Source organism: Paraburkholderia sediminicola, from assembly GCF_902859805.1.
GTDB classification, from domain to species: domain Bacteria; phylum Pseudomonadota; class Gammaproteobacteria; order Burkholderiales; family Burkholderiaceae; genus Paraburkholderia; species Paraburkholderia sediminicola.
The window spans coordinates 92,348-107,314 of the sequence record NZ_CADIKC010000012.1 but is presented as its reverse complement, the minus strand read 5'-3'; the positions used below and the strand labels follow the sequence as shown (position 1 = coordinate 107,314).

Below are 14,967 nucleotides of genomic sequence, written 5' to 3'. Positions count from 1 at the left end.
TGAACATGCGCATCTCCAGTACGCAGTACTTCAATATGAACGTGGCGACGATGAGCGATCAGCAAGCTCAGTTGTCGCAGTTGTATCAAGAGATCTCGAGCGGCGTGAGCCTCTCCACGCCGTCGGACAATCCGCTCGGCGCGGCGCAGGCAGTGCTGCTGAGCTCGACGGCGACGACGCTGTCGCAGTACACGACCAACCAGAGCACGGCGCTCGCGTCGCTGCAGCAGGAAGATTCGACGCTCGGCAGCGTCAACACCGTGTTGCAGAGCATTCACACACTGGTGCTGCGTGCCGGCGACGGTTCGCTGAACGACGGCGACCGTGGCTCGATCGCGACGCAATTGCAGAGTTTGCGCAGTCAGCTGATGACGCTCGCCAATGCAACCGACCCGCAGGGCAACGCCCTGTTCGGCGGTTATCAAAGCACCGCGCAGCCGTACACCACGAACTCGGCCGGCGTCGTGACCTATTCGGGCGATACCGGCACGCCGAGCATGCAGATCACGTCTTCGCACACCATTCAGACGGGTGACAACGGGATCGCGATCTTCGGCAGCGTGGCGGCGATCGGCACCAGCTCCGTGCCGGCGGCGACGACCGGCAATACGGGCACCGGCGTGATCAGCACGGTGAGCCTGACGAACCCGACCAATCCCGCCAATGCGGATACGTACAAGATCAACTTCACGTCGGCGACTACGTACACGGTGACCCAAACCCCGCCGAGCGGCGCGCCGACCACGAGTGGGCCGCAACCGTTCACGGCCGGCTCGGCAATCACGCTCGGCGGCCAGACGGTGAACATCACCGGCGCGCCGAACGCGGGCGACAGCTTCTCGGTGACGCCGGCCACGCAAGGCAGCACCGATGTGTTCGCCAACCTGAGCCAGTTGATCACCACGTTGCAAACGCCGGTGTCGGGCGGCGCTTCGACGGCCAGCTACCAGAGCGCGCTGACCACCAGCATGACCCAGCTCGAAAACACGATGAACAACGTCGTGACCGCGCAGGCGGCAGTGGGTGGCCGCGAGCAGGAAGTGCAGGCATTGCAGACGGTCACGCAAACCAACACGTTGCAGACGTCGAGCAACCTCGCGGATCTGACGCAAACCGACATGGCCAAGACGATCGGCCAGTACACGATGACGCAAAACGCGCTGCAGGCTGCGCAGCAGGCGTTTGTGAAGATTCAGAGCGTTTCGCTGTTCCAGTACCTGAATTAAGCAAGCAGTCTGCTGAAACGAAGAAGGGCGGAAGCCGGCGTGAGCCGGTTCCGCCCTTCTTTGTTTTGGGGTGGAGCCGCGCTATTTGAACCCTGCTGCCACGCGCCCCATCTGATCGAGGCCGACGTCGAACAGGCGCATGAAGAACGGAATCATGTTCGGGATCATCAGTTGCAGGAGCAGCATGCCGATCAGCATCGTCAGCGGAAAACCGATCTGGAATACGCCGATCTGCGGCGCGGCGCGGTTCAGGATGCCGAGCGAGATATTGGTGATCAGGAGCGCGACGACCACCGGCAGCGACAGCAACAGGCCCGCCGAAAACACCGTGCTGCCGAAATTCGCCAGCGTGCGCCAGCCGGGCGCGCCCAGAATGTTCGCCGACACCGGCACGGACTGAAATGTGGTCAGCAGCGCGCTGATCATCTGCAGATGCCCGTCAATCACCAGAAACACCAGCATTGCAATGGTGTTCATGTAGCTCGACAGCACCTGGCTTGAACTGCTGGCCTGCGCGTCAAAAAATGTCGCGAAACCGAGGCCCATGCCGAGGCCGACGAAATCGCCGGTGGCGCTGATCGCCTGGAACACGATCTGCATCGTCATGCCGAGCGCGATGCCGATCAGGAACTGGTTGACGATGATCCACACGCCTTCGGCGGAAAACACCGTGACCTGCGGCAGCGCGCCGAGCGTGGGCGCGACGATGATCGTGATGAAGGCCGCGAGACCGATCTTCACGCGCGTCGGCAGCGAGCGGTTGCCGAGCACCGGCGCGGTCGCCACCAGCGCGAGAATCCGCACGAACGGCCACAGGAACGCCGTGAGCCAGACGTTCAGTTGGGCGTAGGTGACGGAAAACATGGCGGTGGGGAAGGGTGCAAGCGCAGAGCTGAGGCCGGGGCCGCGCTCAGTTGACGAGCGACGGGATGTTGGTGAGCGTCTGGCGCAGGTAGTCGATCATGGTCGTCAACATCCATGGACCGGCGATCACCATCGTGACGGCGATCGCGAGCAGCTTCGGAATGAACGACAGCGTGGTTTCGTTGATCTGCGTGGCGGCCTGGAACAGGCTCACCACCAGACCGACCACCAGCGCGACCAGCAGCAACGGCGCGGCAAGCAACAGGCCGACATACATGGCCTGGTGCGCGAGCGTCATGACGGATTCCTGATTCATGGCGTAGTACCGGAAGCGTGAAGAATTGAGTGAGCCCGTTAAACAAAGCTCTGCGCGAGCGAGCCGAGCAGCAGTTGCCAGCCGTCGACCAGAACGAACAGCATCAGCTTGAACGGCAGCGAGATGGTGGCGGGCGACACCATCATCATCCCCATCGACATCAGCACGCTCGCCACCACCATGTCGATGATGAGGAACGGGATGAAAATCGTGAAGCCGATCTGGAAGCCCGTTTTCAGTTCGCTCGTCACGAACGACGGCACCAGCAGCGACAGCGGCACGTCTTCCGGACCCTGCATGGGCGCGGCGTGTGAGATGCGGGCGAACAGCGCGAGATCGCTTTCGCGGGTCTGGCGCAGCATGAAGGTCTTGAACGGCGCCAAGCCACGGCTGACTGCAGTCTCCATCGGCATCGAGCCTTCGGAGAACGGTTTGTAGCCGTCGTTATAGGCTTTGTCGAGCACGGGAGACATCACGAACAGCGTGAGAAACAGCGCGAGACCGACCAGCACCTGGTTCGGCGGCGTGGTGGTGGTGCCGAGCGCCTGACGTAGCAGCGACAACACGATGATGATGCGCGTGAAGCTCGTCATCATCAGCACCATCGCCGGCAAGAACGACAGCATCGTGAGCAGCAGCATCGTCTGCACGCTCAGCGAATACGTCGTGCCGCCGTTCGGGCCCGGGCTCGTATTGAAGGCCGGCAAGCCGGCGGTTTGCGCGAACGACAGCGTTGGCAGCGCGAACATCAGCGCCGGCAACACGACTGGCGCGACGCGGCGCAGGATAGGAATGACTTTCGAGGCGGCGCGGGACATGCGCGTGGCGTGCGTTTGATGTGCTGATTGCACGGGGTGCGCTGATAGAAGACTGAACTGCATTACCGATCCCCGCTGCCTTGCCCATTGAAACGTTTGCCCACTTCGCCTTTTAAAGCATCGCGAAAGCGTTGGCCGAAGGTGCCGGGCAACGCGGCGCCTTTACTCGATGCGCCCGATGCGCCGGGGTTTGCCGATTGCGTGCCTGCGACCGGATCGAGCGCGGCCGAACCGGCGGGCATCGTGTGCAGCAGGCGCACATTGCCGGGCGCCGTGCCGAGCACGAGCCACGTATCGCCGATCTCCACCACCGCGACCCGCTCCTTGCCGCCGAGCGAGGCGCCGCCGATCGTCTTCACGAGGCCGCCGCGATTGGCCGGCTGGAGGCCGAAGCGGCGCGCGAGCCATGCACAGGCAAACACCAGACCGATCACCACCAGCAGACCGACGATGGTTTGCAGCACCGCGCCGACGCCGAGCGCCGGAACGGCGGTGCCTGCACCCACACCCGACGCGATTTTGGCGGCGTTGTTGACCGCGTTCATGTCGGCCGCGTGCGCAGCTGAGGGGGCGAGTGCCGCCACCGAGGTCACTGCGAACATCAGCGCCGGGGTGGCCGCTGCCGTCGTTGCCATTGCTGCGAGCACAGCGCGATTGAGAACATTGCGCGACGCATGCAGCATGGCGCGACCGGCAACGCGTTTCATCGATTCAGTTTCCGGATACGTTCGGACGGCGTGATGATGTCGGTCAGACGGATACCGAACTTGTCGTTGACGACCACCACTTCGCCCTGGGCGATCAGGCAGCCGTTGACCAGCACGTCCATCGGTTCACCCGCCATGCCGTCCAGTTCCACGACCGAGCCCTGTGCGAGTTGCAGCAGGTTGCGGATCGCGATCTTGGTGCGGCCGAGTTCGACGGTCATCTGGACAGGAATGTCCAGGATCATGTCGATGTCGTTGCGCGTCGAGGTCGGTTCGACCTTCGAAAGCGGCTGGAACACGCCGGCCGTGGTCGCGCTGACTTCCGTGTTGTCGTTCTGCTCGGCCAGCGCGCTGGCCCAGTCGGCCATCGCCGCGTCGTCTTCGGCGCTGGTTGCGTCGGCGGCCAGTTGCGGCTCGCCAGCGGCCAGTTCGGCCTCAGTCTTTGCGTTCAGGTCACTCATATCCACCATCCTTCATCGTGTCGGCTGCGCTGATCATTTTCTGGACCCGCAACGCGTACTGACCATTGAAAATTCCGTAGCCGCATTCCATCACCGGCACGCCATCGACTTTCGCCGTGATGTGCTCGGGGATGTTGATCGGCAGAACATCGCCTTTGCGCATGTTCAGGATCTGTTCGAACGTGACCGGTACCTGGGACAGGTCGGCGGTCAGTTCCACTTCTGCTGCCTGCACCTGTTGCGACAACACGCGAACCCAGCGGCGGTCGACTTCGAGCGCCTCGCCCTGGATCGGCGACGAGAGAATGTCGCGGATCGGCTCGATCATCGAATACGGCATGCAGATGTGCAGCGTGCCGCCGGTCGTGCCGAACTCGATCGAGAACTGCGTGACGATGACGATTTCGTTCGGCGTCGCCACGTTGGCGAATTGCGTATGCATTTCCGAGCGCACGAATTCGAACTGCAGCGGACGCACGCTTTTCCACGACGCTGCGTAGTGCTCGAACGTGAGGTTGAGCAGCTTCATGATGATGCGCTGCTCGGTTGCCGTGAAATCGCGGCCTTCGACGCGGGTATGGAAGCGCCCGTCGCCGCCGAACAGGTTGTCGACCACGAAGAACACCAGGTTCGGGTCGAACACGAACAGCGACGTGCCGCGCAACGGCTTCACATGGACCAGGTTCAGGTTGGTCGGGATCGGCAGGTTGCGGGTGAACTCGCTGTACTTCTGCACCTTCACCGGACCGACGGAAATTTCCGCCGAACGCCGCATGAAGTTGAAGATGCCCACGCGCAACAGACGCGCGAAGCGGTCGTTGATGATTTCGAGGCCGGGCATCCGGCCGCGGACGATGCGTTCCTGCGTTGCGATGTTGTACGGGCGTACACCCGCACGGTCGGTCTGCTCGGTTTCCGAGTCGGACTCGCCGGTGACGCCCTTGAGGAGGGCATCGACCTCCTCCTGGGACATGAACTCTTCGTGGCCCATTCCTTATTCCTCGTGCGTCCCGAAGCGGTTAATGATGGCAGCGCTTGATAAGGTCACTGAGAACGTCACTGCACGACGAATTCGGTGAACAGCACGTCCTGGACGTGGATCGGCGCGGCGCCCTTATCGGTCGGCTGTTCGATCAGCGTCTGAAGTTCGGTGGCGAGCGCGCGTTTGCCTTCGAGCGGCGCGAGTTCTTCCGGATGCTTGTTCGACAGTGCGAGGAGGATGCGGCTACGCACTTCCGGCATATGGTCGGAGAGTTCCTGCTGGGTTTTCGGGTCGTTGAGCTTGAGCGTCAGGCCGATCCGCAGGAAGTGTTGCTGGCCGTCGTCCGATTGCAGATTGACTGTCATCGATTCGAGCGGGAAGAAGAGCGGCACGGCGAGCGGTGCCGGTGCGGCGGCGGTTGCCGCTGATGCCGGGGCCGGGCTGCGTTTGGACATGTAGAACCACACACCCGCGCCGGCAGCGCCTGCGGCGATGATCGCGATGAGGACGATCAGGATGATGCGCTTCAAGGGGCCCGGGGAAGCGGGCGCGGCTTGCTGGTTTGCGGTCGTGGTTGCCATGAGGTTTGCTTTGCTTGCCTTTAGTGCTGGTGATGGTGATTGTTGTTTATTTGCCTGCGGCGCGATGGGTCGAAAAGAAGGGTTATTGAGGGCTATCTCTTGTTTTTGCCTTTCAGGCGGAGGGTGCCTTGCGGCATGGGTTTTGGTTTTGTTTGTCTACGCGGCGCTTGATTGTCCGCGTTCTTGGGGCGTTGGCCTTTCCTTGTTCTGGCTTTGGTGCCTTTCCTTGTTTTGTTAGTGGTCTATTAGCGTTGCCCCTGTGCGGGGCGGCACCTACTTTTCTTTGCTTGCCGCAAAGAAAAGTAGGCAAAAGAAAGCGGCTCAAACCGCTAATGCTAAGTGGGGCCCGTGGTCTGCTGCGGGTAGTGGTGCATCTGGAATCTGTGCTCGTGCCCTGCATGCACTTGTGACAAGGGCGTCATACTTCCGGCGGCGCTGCGCGCGCCGAAGAGCAGTTCATAAAACCACCCGCTGCGTTTTGACGCTCACCGCTCGCCAGCGGGCCGTGGCTCGTCCTTGCTCCGCCACCTGCCACCGCCACCGCCACCGCCACGACAGCCGAGACCGAGAGCAAGAGCAGGACCGTGCTTGCGGGGCACCGACAAATCATTTGAGGTCGGGGTTCCCGGCTGAGTGCAGGGCGCGTCGCCGAGGCGAAGCCGACGGCCCCGGCTACCTCAACCGAAGCTGGCGGTTTCCCCTGCAGCCCCGTCCGCGACGCACGTAGTGCGGAGTGGGAGCTGACGAGTCCTTTGTCACCAGCGCGGAATGCGCGAGAGCACGGATTCCAGTCGCACCACTACCTCAAGCAAACTCCGGTGCCCACTTAGCATTAGCGGTTTGAGCTGCTTTCTTTTGCCTACTTTTCTTTGCAGCCGGCAAAGAAAAGTAGGTGCCGCCCCGCACAGGGGCAACGCTAATAGACCACTAACAAATCAAGGAAAGGCACCAAAGCCAGAACAAGGAAAGGCACCAAAGCCAGAACAAGGAAAGGCACGAAAGCCAGAAAAGGAAAGGCCAAAACCCCAGGAACACGGACAATCAAGCGCCGAACAGGCAAAAAACCTAAAACCAGCGCCGCGCAGGCAACCCCCACGCCCGAACGGGCAAAAAACCAACCACTAAGCAAACGTATCAACCAACCCAACAGTCCGCCGAACGGCAACATTAGCAACACTAGAGGCATCAGAATCAGAACCAGCAGCGCCGCCGGCAAACCCCCCTGCACCACGCCCCCCAGAGCGCCCCGAACCTGCACTCTGCTGCTGCCCGCCCTGCCGGGCAAACCCATCGCTAACACTAGCGCTCCCAAGCCCAATACCGTTGGACTCCATCGCCTCGCGAAGCTTCGGCAACGCCGCCTCGACAGCCTCCCGAACCTGCTGGTGCTGCGAAACAAACAACGCATGTGCATGGTTATCGGCAACCTGCAACACAACCTGTAGCGGTCCCAGATCCTTCGGATTCAAAGTCAGCTCGGCGCTCTGCGAATGCGCATTCGACAAAAACACCACCTTCTGACTCAATGCGTCTTCCCAATCCGTCGTGCCCACCTGCGGCGACAACGTATTCGCCACTTCGGCAGCACCGGCACTACCCGTCGTCTGCACGGCCGCCGTCGTACTCGCGGCGCTCGCCGCAGCCTGGCCAGCCGCCAGCGCTGCCGTCGCGGCATCGGCCGCACTCTTGAACGACGCCAGATCGTCAGCCTGCGCACCGCCGGCCGCCGCTGTCGCGGTTAGCGCGTCAGCCGCTGCCTTTGCCGCCATCGACGGATCCGCCACGGTCGTGGCCGCCGCCGTCAACGCGGTCTTGCCTGCGTTCGATCCCTTGCCGTCGCCGAACAAGCCGGCCGCCAGTGTCTTGCCATCCGCCGTTCCGTTGAGTCCGTTGTTCGCGTCAGCACCCAAACCGTTCGCCGCCGTTGCCGCATTCGCCGCCGCGCCGCTCGCCAGTGCCTGCTGCGGAACCACGCCCTGGCCGCTCGCCAGCGCGGCAAGCGCCGCCTGCAAGGCGTCCTGCGCCGACTTCGAATCGGTCGCGCTCGTCTTTTTGCCCGTGGTAGTGCCCGTCGTCGAGTCCGTGCCCGTGCCGGGCAGCGTGGTCGCGGCGTCGGTCAGCGCTGCGGCGGGATCCGCGGTCGTCGGGTCGGCCGCGCTATTCGCGTTGGCCTGCGCTTGAGCCTGCGCCTGCGCCTGGGCAGCGGCAGCCGCTGCTGCCGTGGCAGCGTTGGTCTGCGTGGTCGTGCCGCTGGACTTTGCCGGCGTCGTGTTGGTCTGGTCGGTCGAGGCTTGCTGCGTATTGGCAGACGACGTAGATGACGAGGCCGACGACGAGTTGGATGAGGACGCGCTCGTCGAATTGCTGTTGTCCGTGTTGCTGCTCGCGGCGTCCTGGCTCTTCGTCGAAGGATCGGGCGGCGGCGGTGCGTCATGCACGCTCGACGTAGCTGCCGAGGACGACGAATCGGACGCAGACGGAGAGAACGACGGAGCCGGCGGCTTGCTCGCGCTCTGGGTGGCCGCGCTGTTTTGCAGGTCGATGCTCTGCTGCAGGGTTTGCGAGAACGGCTTGGCGTTCGCCGCAGCGGCCATCGCCGCGTTGGTGGATGCGCTGCTGGCCGAGCCGAGCAGTGAGCCGATCTGTGAAAGAAGCGACATAGGGATCCTGTCAATCCGTCAAACGGGGTGTTCGGTCAATCGAGGCGGTGCCCGGGCGCGTCAGACGCCCTCGACACGCATCCTCAGAATGCGGGCGGCGTGTTCGTCGGAATCGCGCTGGTCGCGCCGCGCCATGGTTTTCGCTTCGGCGGCAACGCCGCGCGCCTGCAGCACTTCATACGAGCCGAGCTTCTGCTTCTGGCGTTGCCAGTCGGGCTTGGCCGCCTCGACGCGCGCATTGGCCGTCACCAGCAGATTGCGCTGCTGTTCGATGGCGGCGTCGAGCGTGTCGATGAATGCCTGAAAATTGCGCATGTTTCCGGCGGGCATGCCAGTCTGAGCGGTCGCCGTGAAACGCGCGTGATATTCGTCGCGGTACTGCACCAGCGAGTCGAGCTGCGACTGCACGTCGTTGCGCTCGCGCTGCGCGCGGCCCAGACGTTGAGCGGCGGCGTCCACATCGTCCTGGGCCAGGCCGATGAGCGTCTTGATCGGAAAGTGTTTCGCCATCGTCAGCCTCCTTGGGCAAACAGAGCGTCCAGCATCTCGAGACTTGGTTCAAAGTTCGCGCATTCGCGAAAACCCTGCTGCAAAAACGCTTCCATCCGCGGATACAGCGCAATCGCCCGGTCGAGCAGCGCGTCGCGCCCGCTCGAATAGGCGCCGACGTTGATCAGATCGCGGTTGCGCTGATAGCGCGACAGCATCTGCTTGAACATACGCGTCTTCTCGAGATGGTTATCGTCGATCAGCGAGGTCATTGCCCGGCTAATCGACGCTTCGATGTCGATCGCCGGATAGTGGCCGGCCTCGGCAAGCGAGCGCGACAGCACGATGTGGCCGTCGAGAATCGCGCGCGCGGAGTCGGCGATCGGGTCCTGCTGGTCGTCGCCTTCGGTCAGCACGGTGTAGAACGCGGTGATCGAACCGCCGCCCGCCGGGCCGTTGCCGGTCCGCTCGACGAGCGCCGGCAGTTTGGCGAACACCGAAGGCGGATAACCCTTGGTAGCGGGCGGCTCGCCCACGGCGAGCGCGATTTCGCGTTGCGCCATCGCGTAACGGGTGAGCGAATCCATCAGCAGCAGCACGTGCTTGCCCTGGTCGCGGAAATATTCGGCGAGCGAGGTCGAGTACGACGCGGCCTGCATCCGCAGGAGCGGGGAGACGTCAGCGGGCGCCGCGATCACCACCGAGCGCGCGAGGCCCTCCTCGCCGAGAATCTGTTCGATGAACTCCTTCACTTCGCGGCCGCGTTCGCCGATCAGGCCGATCACGATCACCTCGGCGCTGGTGTAGCGCGCCATCGTGCCGAGCAGCACCGATTTACCGACGCCCGAACCGGCGAACAGGCCCATGCGCTGGCCGCGGCCCACGGTCAGGAGCGCGTTGATCGCGCGCACGCCCACGTCGAGCACCTTGTGGATCGGTTCGCGGTTCAGCGGGTTGATGACCGGCGAGGAGAGCGGCGCATCGGCATGCGCGCCGAGCGGGCCGAGCCCGTCGAGCGGGCGGCCGGACGCGTCCAGCACGCGGCCGAGCAATTCCCAGCCGACCGGCAGGCGCTTCGCACCCGCCATCGGATCGGCGATCGGCGCGCTTTCGAGCGGGTACACGCGCGCGCCAGGCAAGAGGCCGATCACTTCGGTGGTCGGCATCAGAAACAGTTTGTCGCCGGAGAAACCGACCACTTCGGCTTCGGCCATCGCGAGCGAACTGCCGAACGGCAGTTCGATCATCACTTCGGCGCCCACCGACAGGCGCAGGCCGACCGCTTCGAGCACCAGACCGGCGGCGCGCGTCAAACGTCCGCAGGCGCGCATCGGCTTGGCGATTGCGTTGCGGGCGCGCAGCGCGTCGAGCCGGCTGCGCCAGGCCTGCATGTGCGGATTGCTGTCGAGCGCGGGATCGTAAGGGGCAGGGGCGGGAGGCGGTGAAGCGGGACTCGAAGAAACGGCAGACTCACGGCTCGCAGCGGCGGATTCGCGGCTCGCCGCCGCGCCCTTCGTTGGGTGCGCGGCGTCCGGAAGCCCGTGAGCGGGATCGCGCAGCGCGGCGTCGATGGCCGCGACAGCAGCCGCAGCGGGCGTCACCGCGGCCGGCACGTCCGCCAGCGCTTCGGCGCCGAACGACGCCAGCGCAAGCTCGCGTTCGAGCGGCGTCAGATCGCTCGCGCGGATCTCTTCGAGTGTCGGCTTCACCATGTGCTCACCTTGCCGAGTGCGGCGGCGACGCGCTCCCAGCGCGTGTCGATGCCGGCGTCTACTTCACCGGTGCCGGCTTGCGCGCGGCAGCCGCCGCGTTCGACCGACGGATCGGTACGCACGGTCCAGCCGCGCGTTTGCAGTTCTTCCATCAGATAGGCTTCGACGACCGGCAGGTCGGCAGGGCTGACGATCAGCGCCGGCGCACCGACCAGCGCCGGTTCGTTGGCCAGCACCTCGCGGGCGGCGGCAATCAGCGCGGTCGGATCATGCTGCACATGCTGGCGCACCACCTGTTGGGCGATATCGAGCGCCAATGCGACCAGCGTTTCCGAGATCGCGCCTTGCGTGCCGTCGAGCGCTGCCTTGAAGGTTTCGGCGAGCGCGGCGAGGCGTGCCGCTTCTTCACGTGCTTCGCTTTGACCCTGCTCGAAACCCTGTGCATGGCCTTGCTCGTAACCGGCCTGATAACCCAGCGCCTGCCCGGCCACGTGACCCGTCGCGATGCCCTGCGCATGCGCGGCGTCGCGCAGACGTTCGAGTTCGGCTTCGAACGCGCCGTCGTCGACTTCGGGTGCGGGCGGCGCCGGCGGCACCGGATCGAACGAGGCCATCTCCCAGCGCTGGTAGGCCGAGAGGCGCTCCTTCGCTGCGGAGTTCTGATCAGACATATGCATCTTCCGCCTTGCCGCCTAGAACGATCTGGCCGCTTTCCGCCAGATTGCGCACGATCTGCAGGATGCGGCGTTGCTGCGTCTCGACTTCGGAGACGCGGACCGGGCCGCGCGCATCGAGGTCTTCGGCGAGCAGTTCGGCAGCACGCTGCGACATGTTCGACAGGAACTTCTGGCGCAGCGCGGGCGGCGCGCCCTTCAGCGAGATGATCAACGCCTCGGACTCGACTTCCTTCAGCAACAGCTGGATCGCGCGGTCTTCCAGATCGAGCAGGTTCTCGAACACAAACATCTGATCAATGATCTTCTGCGCGAGTTCCGCGTCGTATTGACGAACATTCTCGATGACGCCTTCTTCATGGTTGCTCGACATGAAGTTGAGAATTTCGGCCGCCGTGCGGATGCCGCCCATCGGGCTGCGCTTCAGGTTGTCGCTGCCGGACAGGAGGCCCGTCAGCACGTCGTCGAGTTCGCGCAGCGCGGCCGGCTGGATGCCGTCGAGCGTGGCGATCCGCAGCAGCACGTCGTTACGCAGCCGCTCGGTGAAGCAGGCGACGATTTCCGAAGCCTGATCGCGGTCCAGGTGAACGAGGATGGTCGCGATGATCTGCGGGTGCTCGTTCTTGATGAGCTCGGCCACCGCCGCGGAGTCCATCCACTTGAGGCCTTCGATACCGCTGGTATCGCTGCCCTGCAGAATCCGGTCGATGATCGCGCCGGCCTTGTCGTCGCCGAGCGCCTTGGTCAGCACCGAGCGGATGTAGTCGCTCGAATCGAGCGAGAGCGCGGTGTGCTTCTCAGCCTCGCGCACGAACTCCTGCAGGACCTCGTCGATCTGCTCGCGCGTGATGTTCTTCAGCGCGGCCATTGCCACGCCGATCTTCTGGACCTCACGCGGCCCGAGGAATTTGAACACCTGCGCGGCTTCTTCCTCGCCGATCGACATCAGCAGGAGCGCGCTCTTCATTACGCCTTCAGCGCTCATCGGACACCCAGTTTTTCACGACGGTTGCAACAATCTTCGGATCCTGGCGCGCGATGTTGCGCGCGAATTCCAGATTCCGTTCGTATTTGTGTTTCGAGTTTTCCAGCGCGAGCAATTCGTTGTCGCTTTCCAGTTCGGCGACCGTCGGCGCACCTGCCCGCTCGGCGGCGGGGATGCCGTCCAGCAGCACCGGCTCGTCCGGCGAGGGCAGTGCCGCAGCGGCGACCGGCTCGGGCGGCGGGAAAGCGCGGCGCAGCGCCGGCTTCACCATCACGAAGTAGAGGAACAGGGCGACTGCGCCGATCCCGAGGTAGGTTGCGATCTGCTTGGCGAGCGCGATCATGTCCGGCGTGCGCCACCACGGCAGGTCGGCGTCCGGGTCGACGTCGGCGGTGAACGGGCTGTTGACCACGTTGACCGAGTCGCCGCGCGCCTGATCGAAGCCCATCGCGTCCTTGACCAGCTGATTGACCTGCGCGAGCTTGTCGGCGGTGACCGGTTGCATCGTCGCGTGGCCCTTGGCGTCGACCACCCGCAGATAGTTGACCACCACGGCTACCGACAGACGCTTGATGCCGCCCATCGGCTGCTCCAGATGCTGCACAGTCTTGTTCAGTTCGTAGTTGGTAGTCGAATCCTTGCGGTCGCTGACCGGCGTGGTGGTCACGCCGCTCGCGCCGTTGCTGGCCGTGATCGGCGCGGAGGCCGGTTGCGGCGGCTGGTTCGACAGCGCGCCCGGCACGCCCGAGGCCCCGGCTTGCGACATTTCGGTGGCGGTGCTCGTTTGCTGGCTGCGGATCGCCGACTGCTGCGGGTTGCCGTTCGGGCCGTAGTTTTCCGACGTCTGCTCGGTGTGCGAGAAGTCGATGTCGGCGCTGACCTGCGAGTGCGCGTTGCCGGAGCCGAACAGGGGCGACAGGATCGCGTCGATGCGTTGCTGGGTGTTGCGCTCGATCTGCTGGCGATACTTGAGTTGCGAGGCGTCCAGGCCGCTGCCGGTGGACGGCTGCGTGAGCAGGTTGCCGTCCTGGTCGAGGATGGTCACGCCCTTCACCGGCATATCCGGCACCGCCGAGGACACCATATGGGTGATGGCCAGCACCTGGCCTTCGTCGAGTGCGCGGCCCGGGAAGAGGTTGACCAGCACGGAAGCAGACGGCGCTTCCTTGTCGCGCACGAACACGGAAGGCTTCGGAATGGCCAGATGCACGCGCGCCGACTTCACCGAGGAAATCGACTCGATCGTGCGTTCCAGTTCACCTTCCAGCGAGCGCTGGTAATTGATCTGCTCGGCGAACTGGCTGATGCCGAACTTCTGGTTGTCCATCAGTTCGAAGCCGACCGAGCCGCTCTTGGGCAGGCCTTGCGAAGCCAGACGCAGACGCATCTCATGCACCTGTTCGGCCGGCACGAGGATCGCGCCACCGGCGTCGGAGAACTTATAGGGAATATTGGCCGCCTGCAGCGCGGTGATGATGGCGCCGCCGTCGCGATCCGACAGGTTGCTGTAGAGCACCTTGTAGTCCGGTGCGCGCGACCACAGGAACAGACCCGCGACGATGGCCACCAGCAGCGCGACCGCGAAAATCAGCGGGGCGCGCGGGTTGCCGCGCATTTGCGCGAGGCCTGACAGACGCTGGCCGAAGTTGCCGCCCAGGTTGCCCCCAAGGCCGCCGAGGTCCGCGGCACCGCCGGCCTGGCCGGTGCCGGCAGTGCCGGCGCCCGGCTGCGCGCCGGCGAGGCCCATGCGGGCGTCGGGGTTGATCAAAGAGTTGGCTGACGAATCCATGCGTCGGGTATCTCCGGGATGCCTTTGCGTTCTGCCGCTTGAGCGCCGAGGGTCGGCGGGCGTGCGGACAGAGACTTTCACCATTGAAATTATCCGCAGCGCGGCCCAACCCGATTGCTTGAATAGAGCCGGGTTTCCCCCCTAGTTTCGGGGCTTTCCCGGATGACCCACTGCTATGCTTTCGTTCAGATCGGCACGGTTTCTGGCATGCCGGTCGTCAATCCCTGGAGAGAACATGACTTTGCCCGTGAACGCGCTCTCGTCGGCGCTGCAACAGATGCAGTCGATGGCGGCGCAAGCGGCCGGCGGCAACACCCCGGTGGCCGAGCAGTCCGGCGCGGCGACGGCCGGCGGTTTCGCCTCGGCGCTGAAGGCCTCGTTGGACAAGATCAGCGGCGATCAGATGAAGGCGGCCGGCGAATCGCAGGCGTTCGAGCTCGGCGCGTCGAACGTTTCGCTGAACGACGTGATGGTCGACGGGCAGAAGGCCAACATCGGCTTCCAGTTCGGCCTGCAGGTGCGCAACAAACTGGTGGCGGCCTACAACGACATCATGCAGATGTCGGTGTAAGTGCGACTCGGGCGGCAGGGCTGTTCCGCCCGCCCGAACGCATGCGCCCAGATGCAACGCTGTGTGGTTTCAAGGCAGGACAGCCCGTGCGGCGCGCCCTCGAGGCGCTTCGCGGCAGGCGGCCTTGCCACG

15 protein-coding genes are annotated in these 14,967 nt (G+C 64.3%); 2 read left to right on the top strand and 13 right to left on the bottom strand.

Translation table 11 applies throughout. From position 1 onward, the window contains the following. Positions 1-5 precede the first annotated feature (5 nt). The gene (gene flgL, locus R8871_RS31735; RefSeq protein ID WP_175053995.1) at positions 6-1,226 is read left to right on the top strand and encodes a flagellar hook-associated protein FlgL; all 1,221 of its coding nucleotides are present in this window, start codon (positions 6-8) and stop codon (positions 1,224-1,226) included. Positions 1,227-1,307: 81 nt separating this feature from the next. Here the strand turns inward: flgL and fliR are convergent, their stop codons facing one another. From fliR to fliF, 13 genes are all read right to left on the bottom strand, one after another. Next, positions 1,308-2,090 (bottom strand): flagellar biosynthetic protein FliR, encoded by a 783-nt coding sequence (fliR, locus tag R8871_RS31730; RefSeq protein ID WP_175053994.1) that lies wholly within the window; start codon positions 2,088-2,090, stop codon positions 1,308-1,310. Between the two features lie 46 nt (positions 2,091-2,136). Beyond that, positions 2,137-2,406: a flagellar biosynthesis protein FliQ gene (fliQ, locus tag R8871_RS31725; RefSeq protein ID WP_175053993.1), complete on the bottom strand. Its 270-nt coding sequence runs from the start codon at positions 2,404-2,406 to the stop codon at positions 2,137-2,139. Positions 2,407-2,444: 38 nt separating this feature from the next. Further along, complete coding sequence (gene fliP / locus R8871_RS31720) at positions 2,445-3,287, bottom strand: flagellar type III secretion system pore protein FliP (RefSeq protein ID WP_175053992.1); 843 nt, start codon at positions 3,285-3,287, stop codon at positions 2,445-2,447. Next, positions 3,287-3,931 carry a flagellar biosynthetic protein FliO gene (gene fliO / locus R8871_RS31715; RefSeq protein ID WP_175053991.1) on the bottom strand — a complete coding sequence of 215 codons (645 nt, stop codon included), beginning with the start codon at positions 3,929-3,931 and terminating at the stop codon, positions 3,287-3,289. The genes fliP and fliO overlap by 1 nt, the downstream gene beginning before the upstream one ends. After that, positions 3,928-4,392: a flagellar motor switch protein FliN gene (gene fliN / locus R8871_RS31710; protein ID WP_097390673.1), complete on the bottom strand. Its 465-nt coding sequence runs from the start codon at positions 4,390-4,392 to the stop codon at positions 3,928-3,930. The genes fliO and fliN overlap by 4 nt, the downstream gene beginning before the upstream one ends. Beyond that, complete coding sequence (gene fliM, locus R8871_RS31705; RefSeq protein WP_175053990.1) at positions 4,385-5,383, bottom strand: flagellar motor switch protein FliM; 999 nt, start codon at positions 5,381-5,383, stop codon at positions 4,385-4,387. The genes fliN and fliM overlap by 8 nt, the downstream gene beginning before the upstream one ends. Positions 5,384-5,448: 65 nt before the next feature. After that, positions 5,449-5,955, bottom strand: coding sequence for a flagellar basal body-associated protein FliL (gene fliL, locus R8871_RS31700; RefSeq protein WP_175053989.1), 507 nt, complete (start codon positions 5,953-5,955; stop codon positions 5,449-5,451). Positions 5,956-7,076: 1,121 nt separating this feature from the next. Beyond that, complete coding sequence (locus tag R8871_RS31695) at positions 7,077-8,615, bottom strand: flagellar hook-length control protein FliK (RefSeq protein ID WP_175053988.1); 1,539 nt, start codon at positions 8,613-8,615, stop codon at positions 7,077-7,079. 60 nt (positions 8,616-8,675) lie between these two features. Further along, positions 8,676-9,125: a flagellar export protein FliJ gene (gene fliJ / locus R8871_RS31690; protein WP_154559838.1), complete on the bottom strand. Its 450-nt coding sequence runs from the start codon at positions 9,123-9,125 to the stop codon at positions 8,676-8,678. Positions 9,126-9,127: 2 nt separating this feature from the next. Next, a complete protein-coding gene (fliI, locus tag R8871_RS31685) occupies positions 9,128-10,816 on the bottom strand; it encodes a flagellar protein export ATPase FliI (RefSeq protein ID WP_175053987.1) in 1,689 nt (562 codons plus the stop codon). Next, positions 10,810-11,493, bottom strand: coding sequence for a flagellar assembly protein FliH (gene fliH, locus R8871_RS31680; RefSeq protein WP_175053986.1), 684 nt, complete (start codon positions 11,491-11,493; stop codon positions 10,810-10,812). The genes fliI and fliH overlap by 7 nt, the downstream gene beginning before the upstream one ends. Further along, positions 11,480-12,475 carry a flagellar motor switch protein FliG gene (gene fliG, locus R8871_RS31675; RefSeq protein WP_054040817.1) on the bottom strand — a complete coding sequence of 332 codons (996 nt, stop codon included), beginning with the start codon at positions 12,473-12,475 and terminating at the stop codon, positions 11,480-11,482. The genes fliH and fliG overlap by 14 nt, the downstream gene beginning before the upstream one ends. Further along, positions 12,465-14,264, bottom strand: coding sequence for a flagellar basal-body MS-ring/collar protein FliF (gene fliF / locus R8871_RS31670; RefSeq protein WP_175053985.1), 1,800 nt, complete (start codon positions 14,262-14,264; stop codon positions 12,465-12,467). The genes fliG and fliF overlap by 11 nt, the downstream gene beginning before the upstream one ends. A 235-nt stretch (positions 14,265-14,499) precedes the next feature. Between fliF and fliE the strand changes: the two genes are divergently transcribed. Next, positions 14,500-14,835, top strand: a complete 336-nt coding sequence (fliE, locus tag R8871_RS31665) for a flagellar hook-basal body complex protein FliE (protein ID WP_175053984.1) — start codon at positions 14,500-14,502, stop codon at positions 14,833-14,835. The last annotated feature ends 132 nt before the right edge of the window (positions 14,836-14,967 follow it).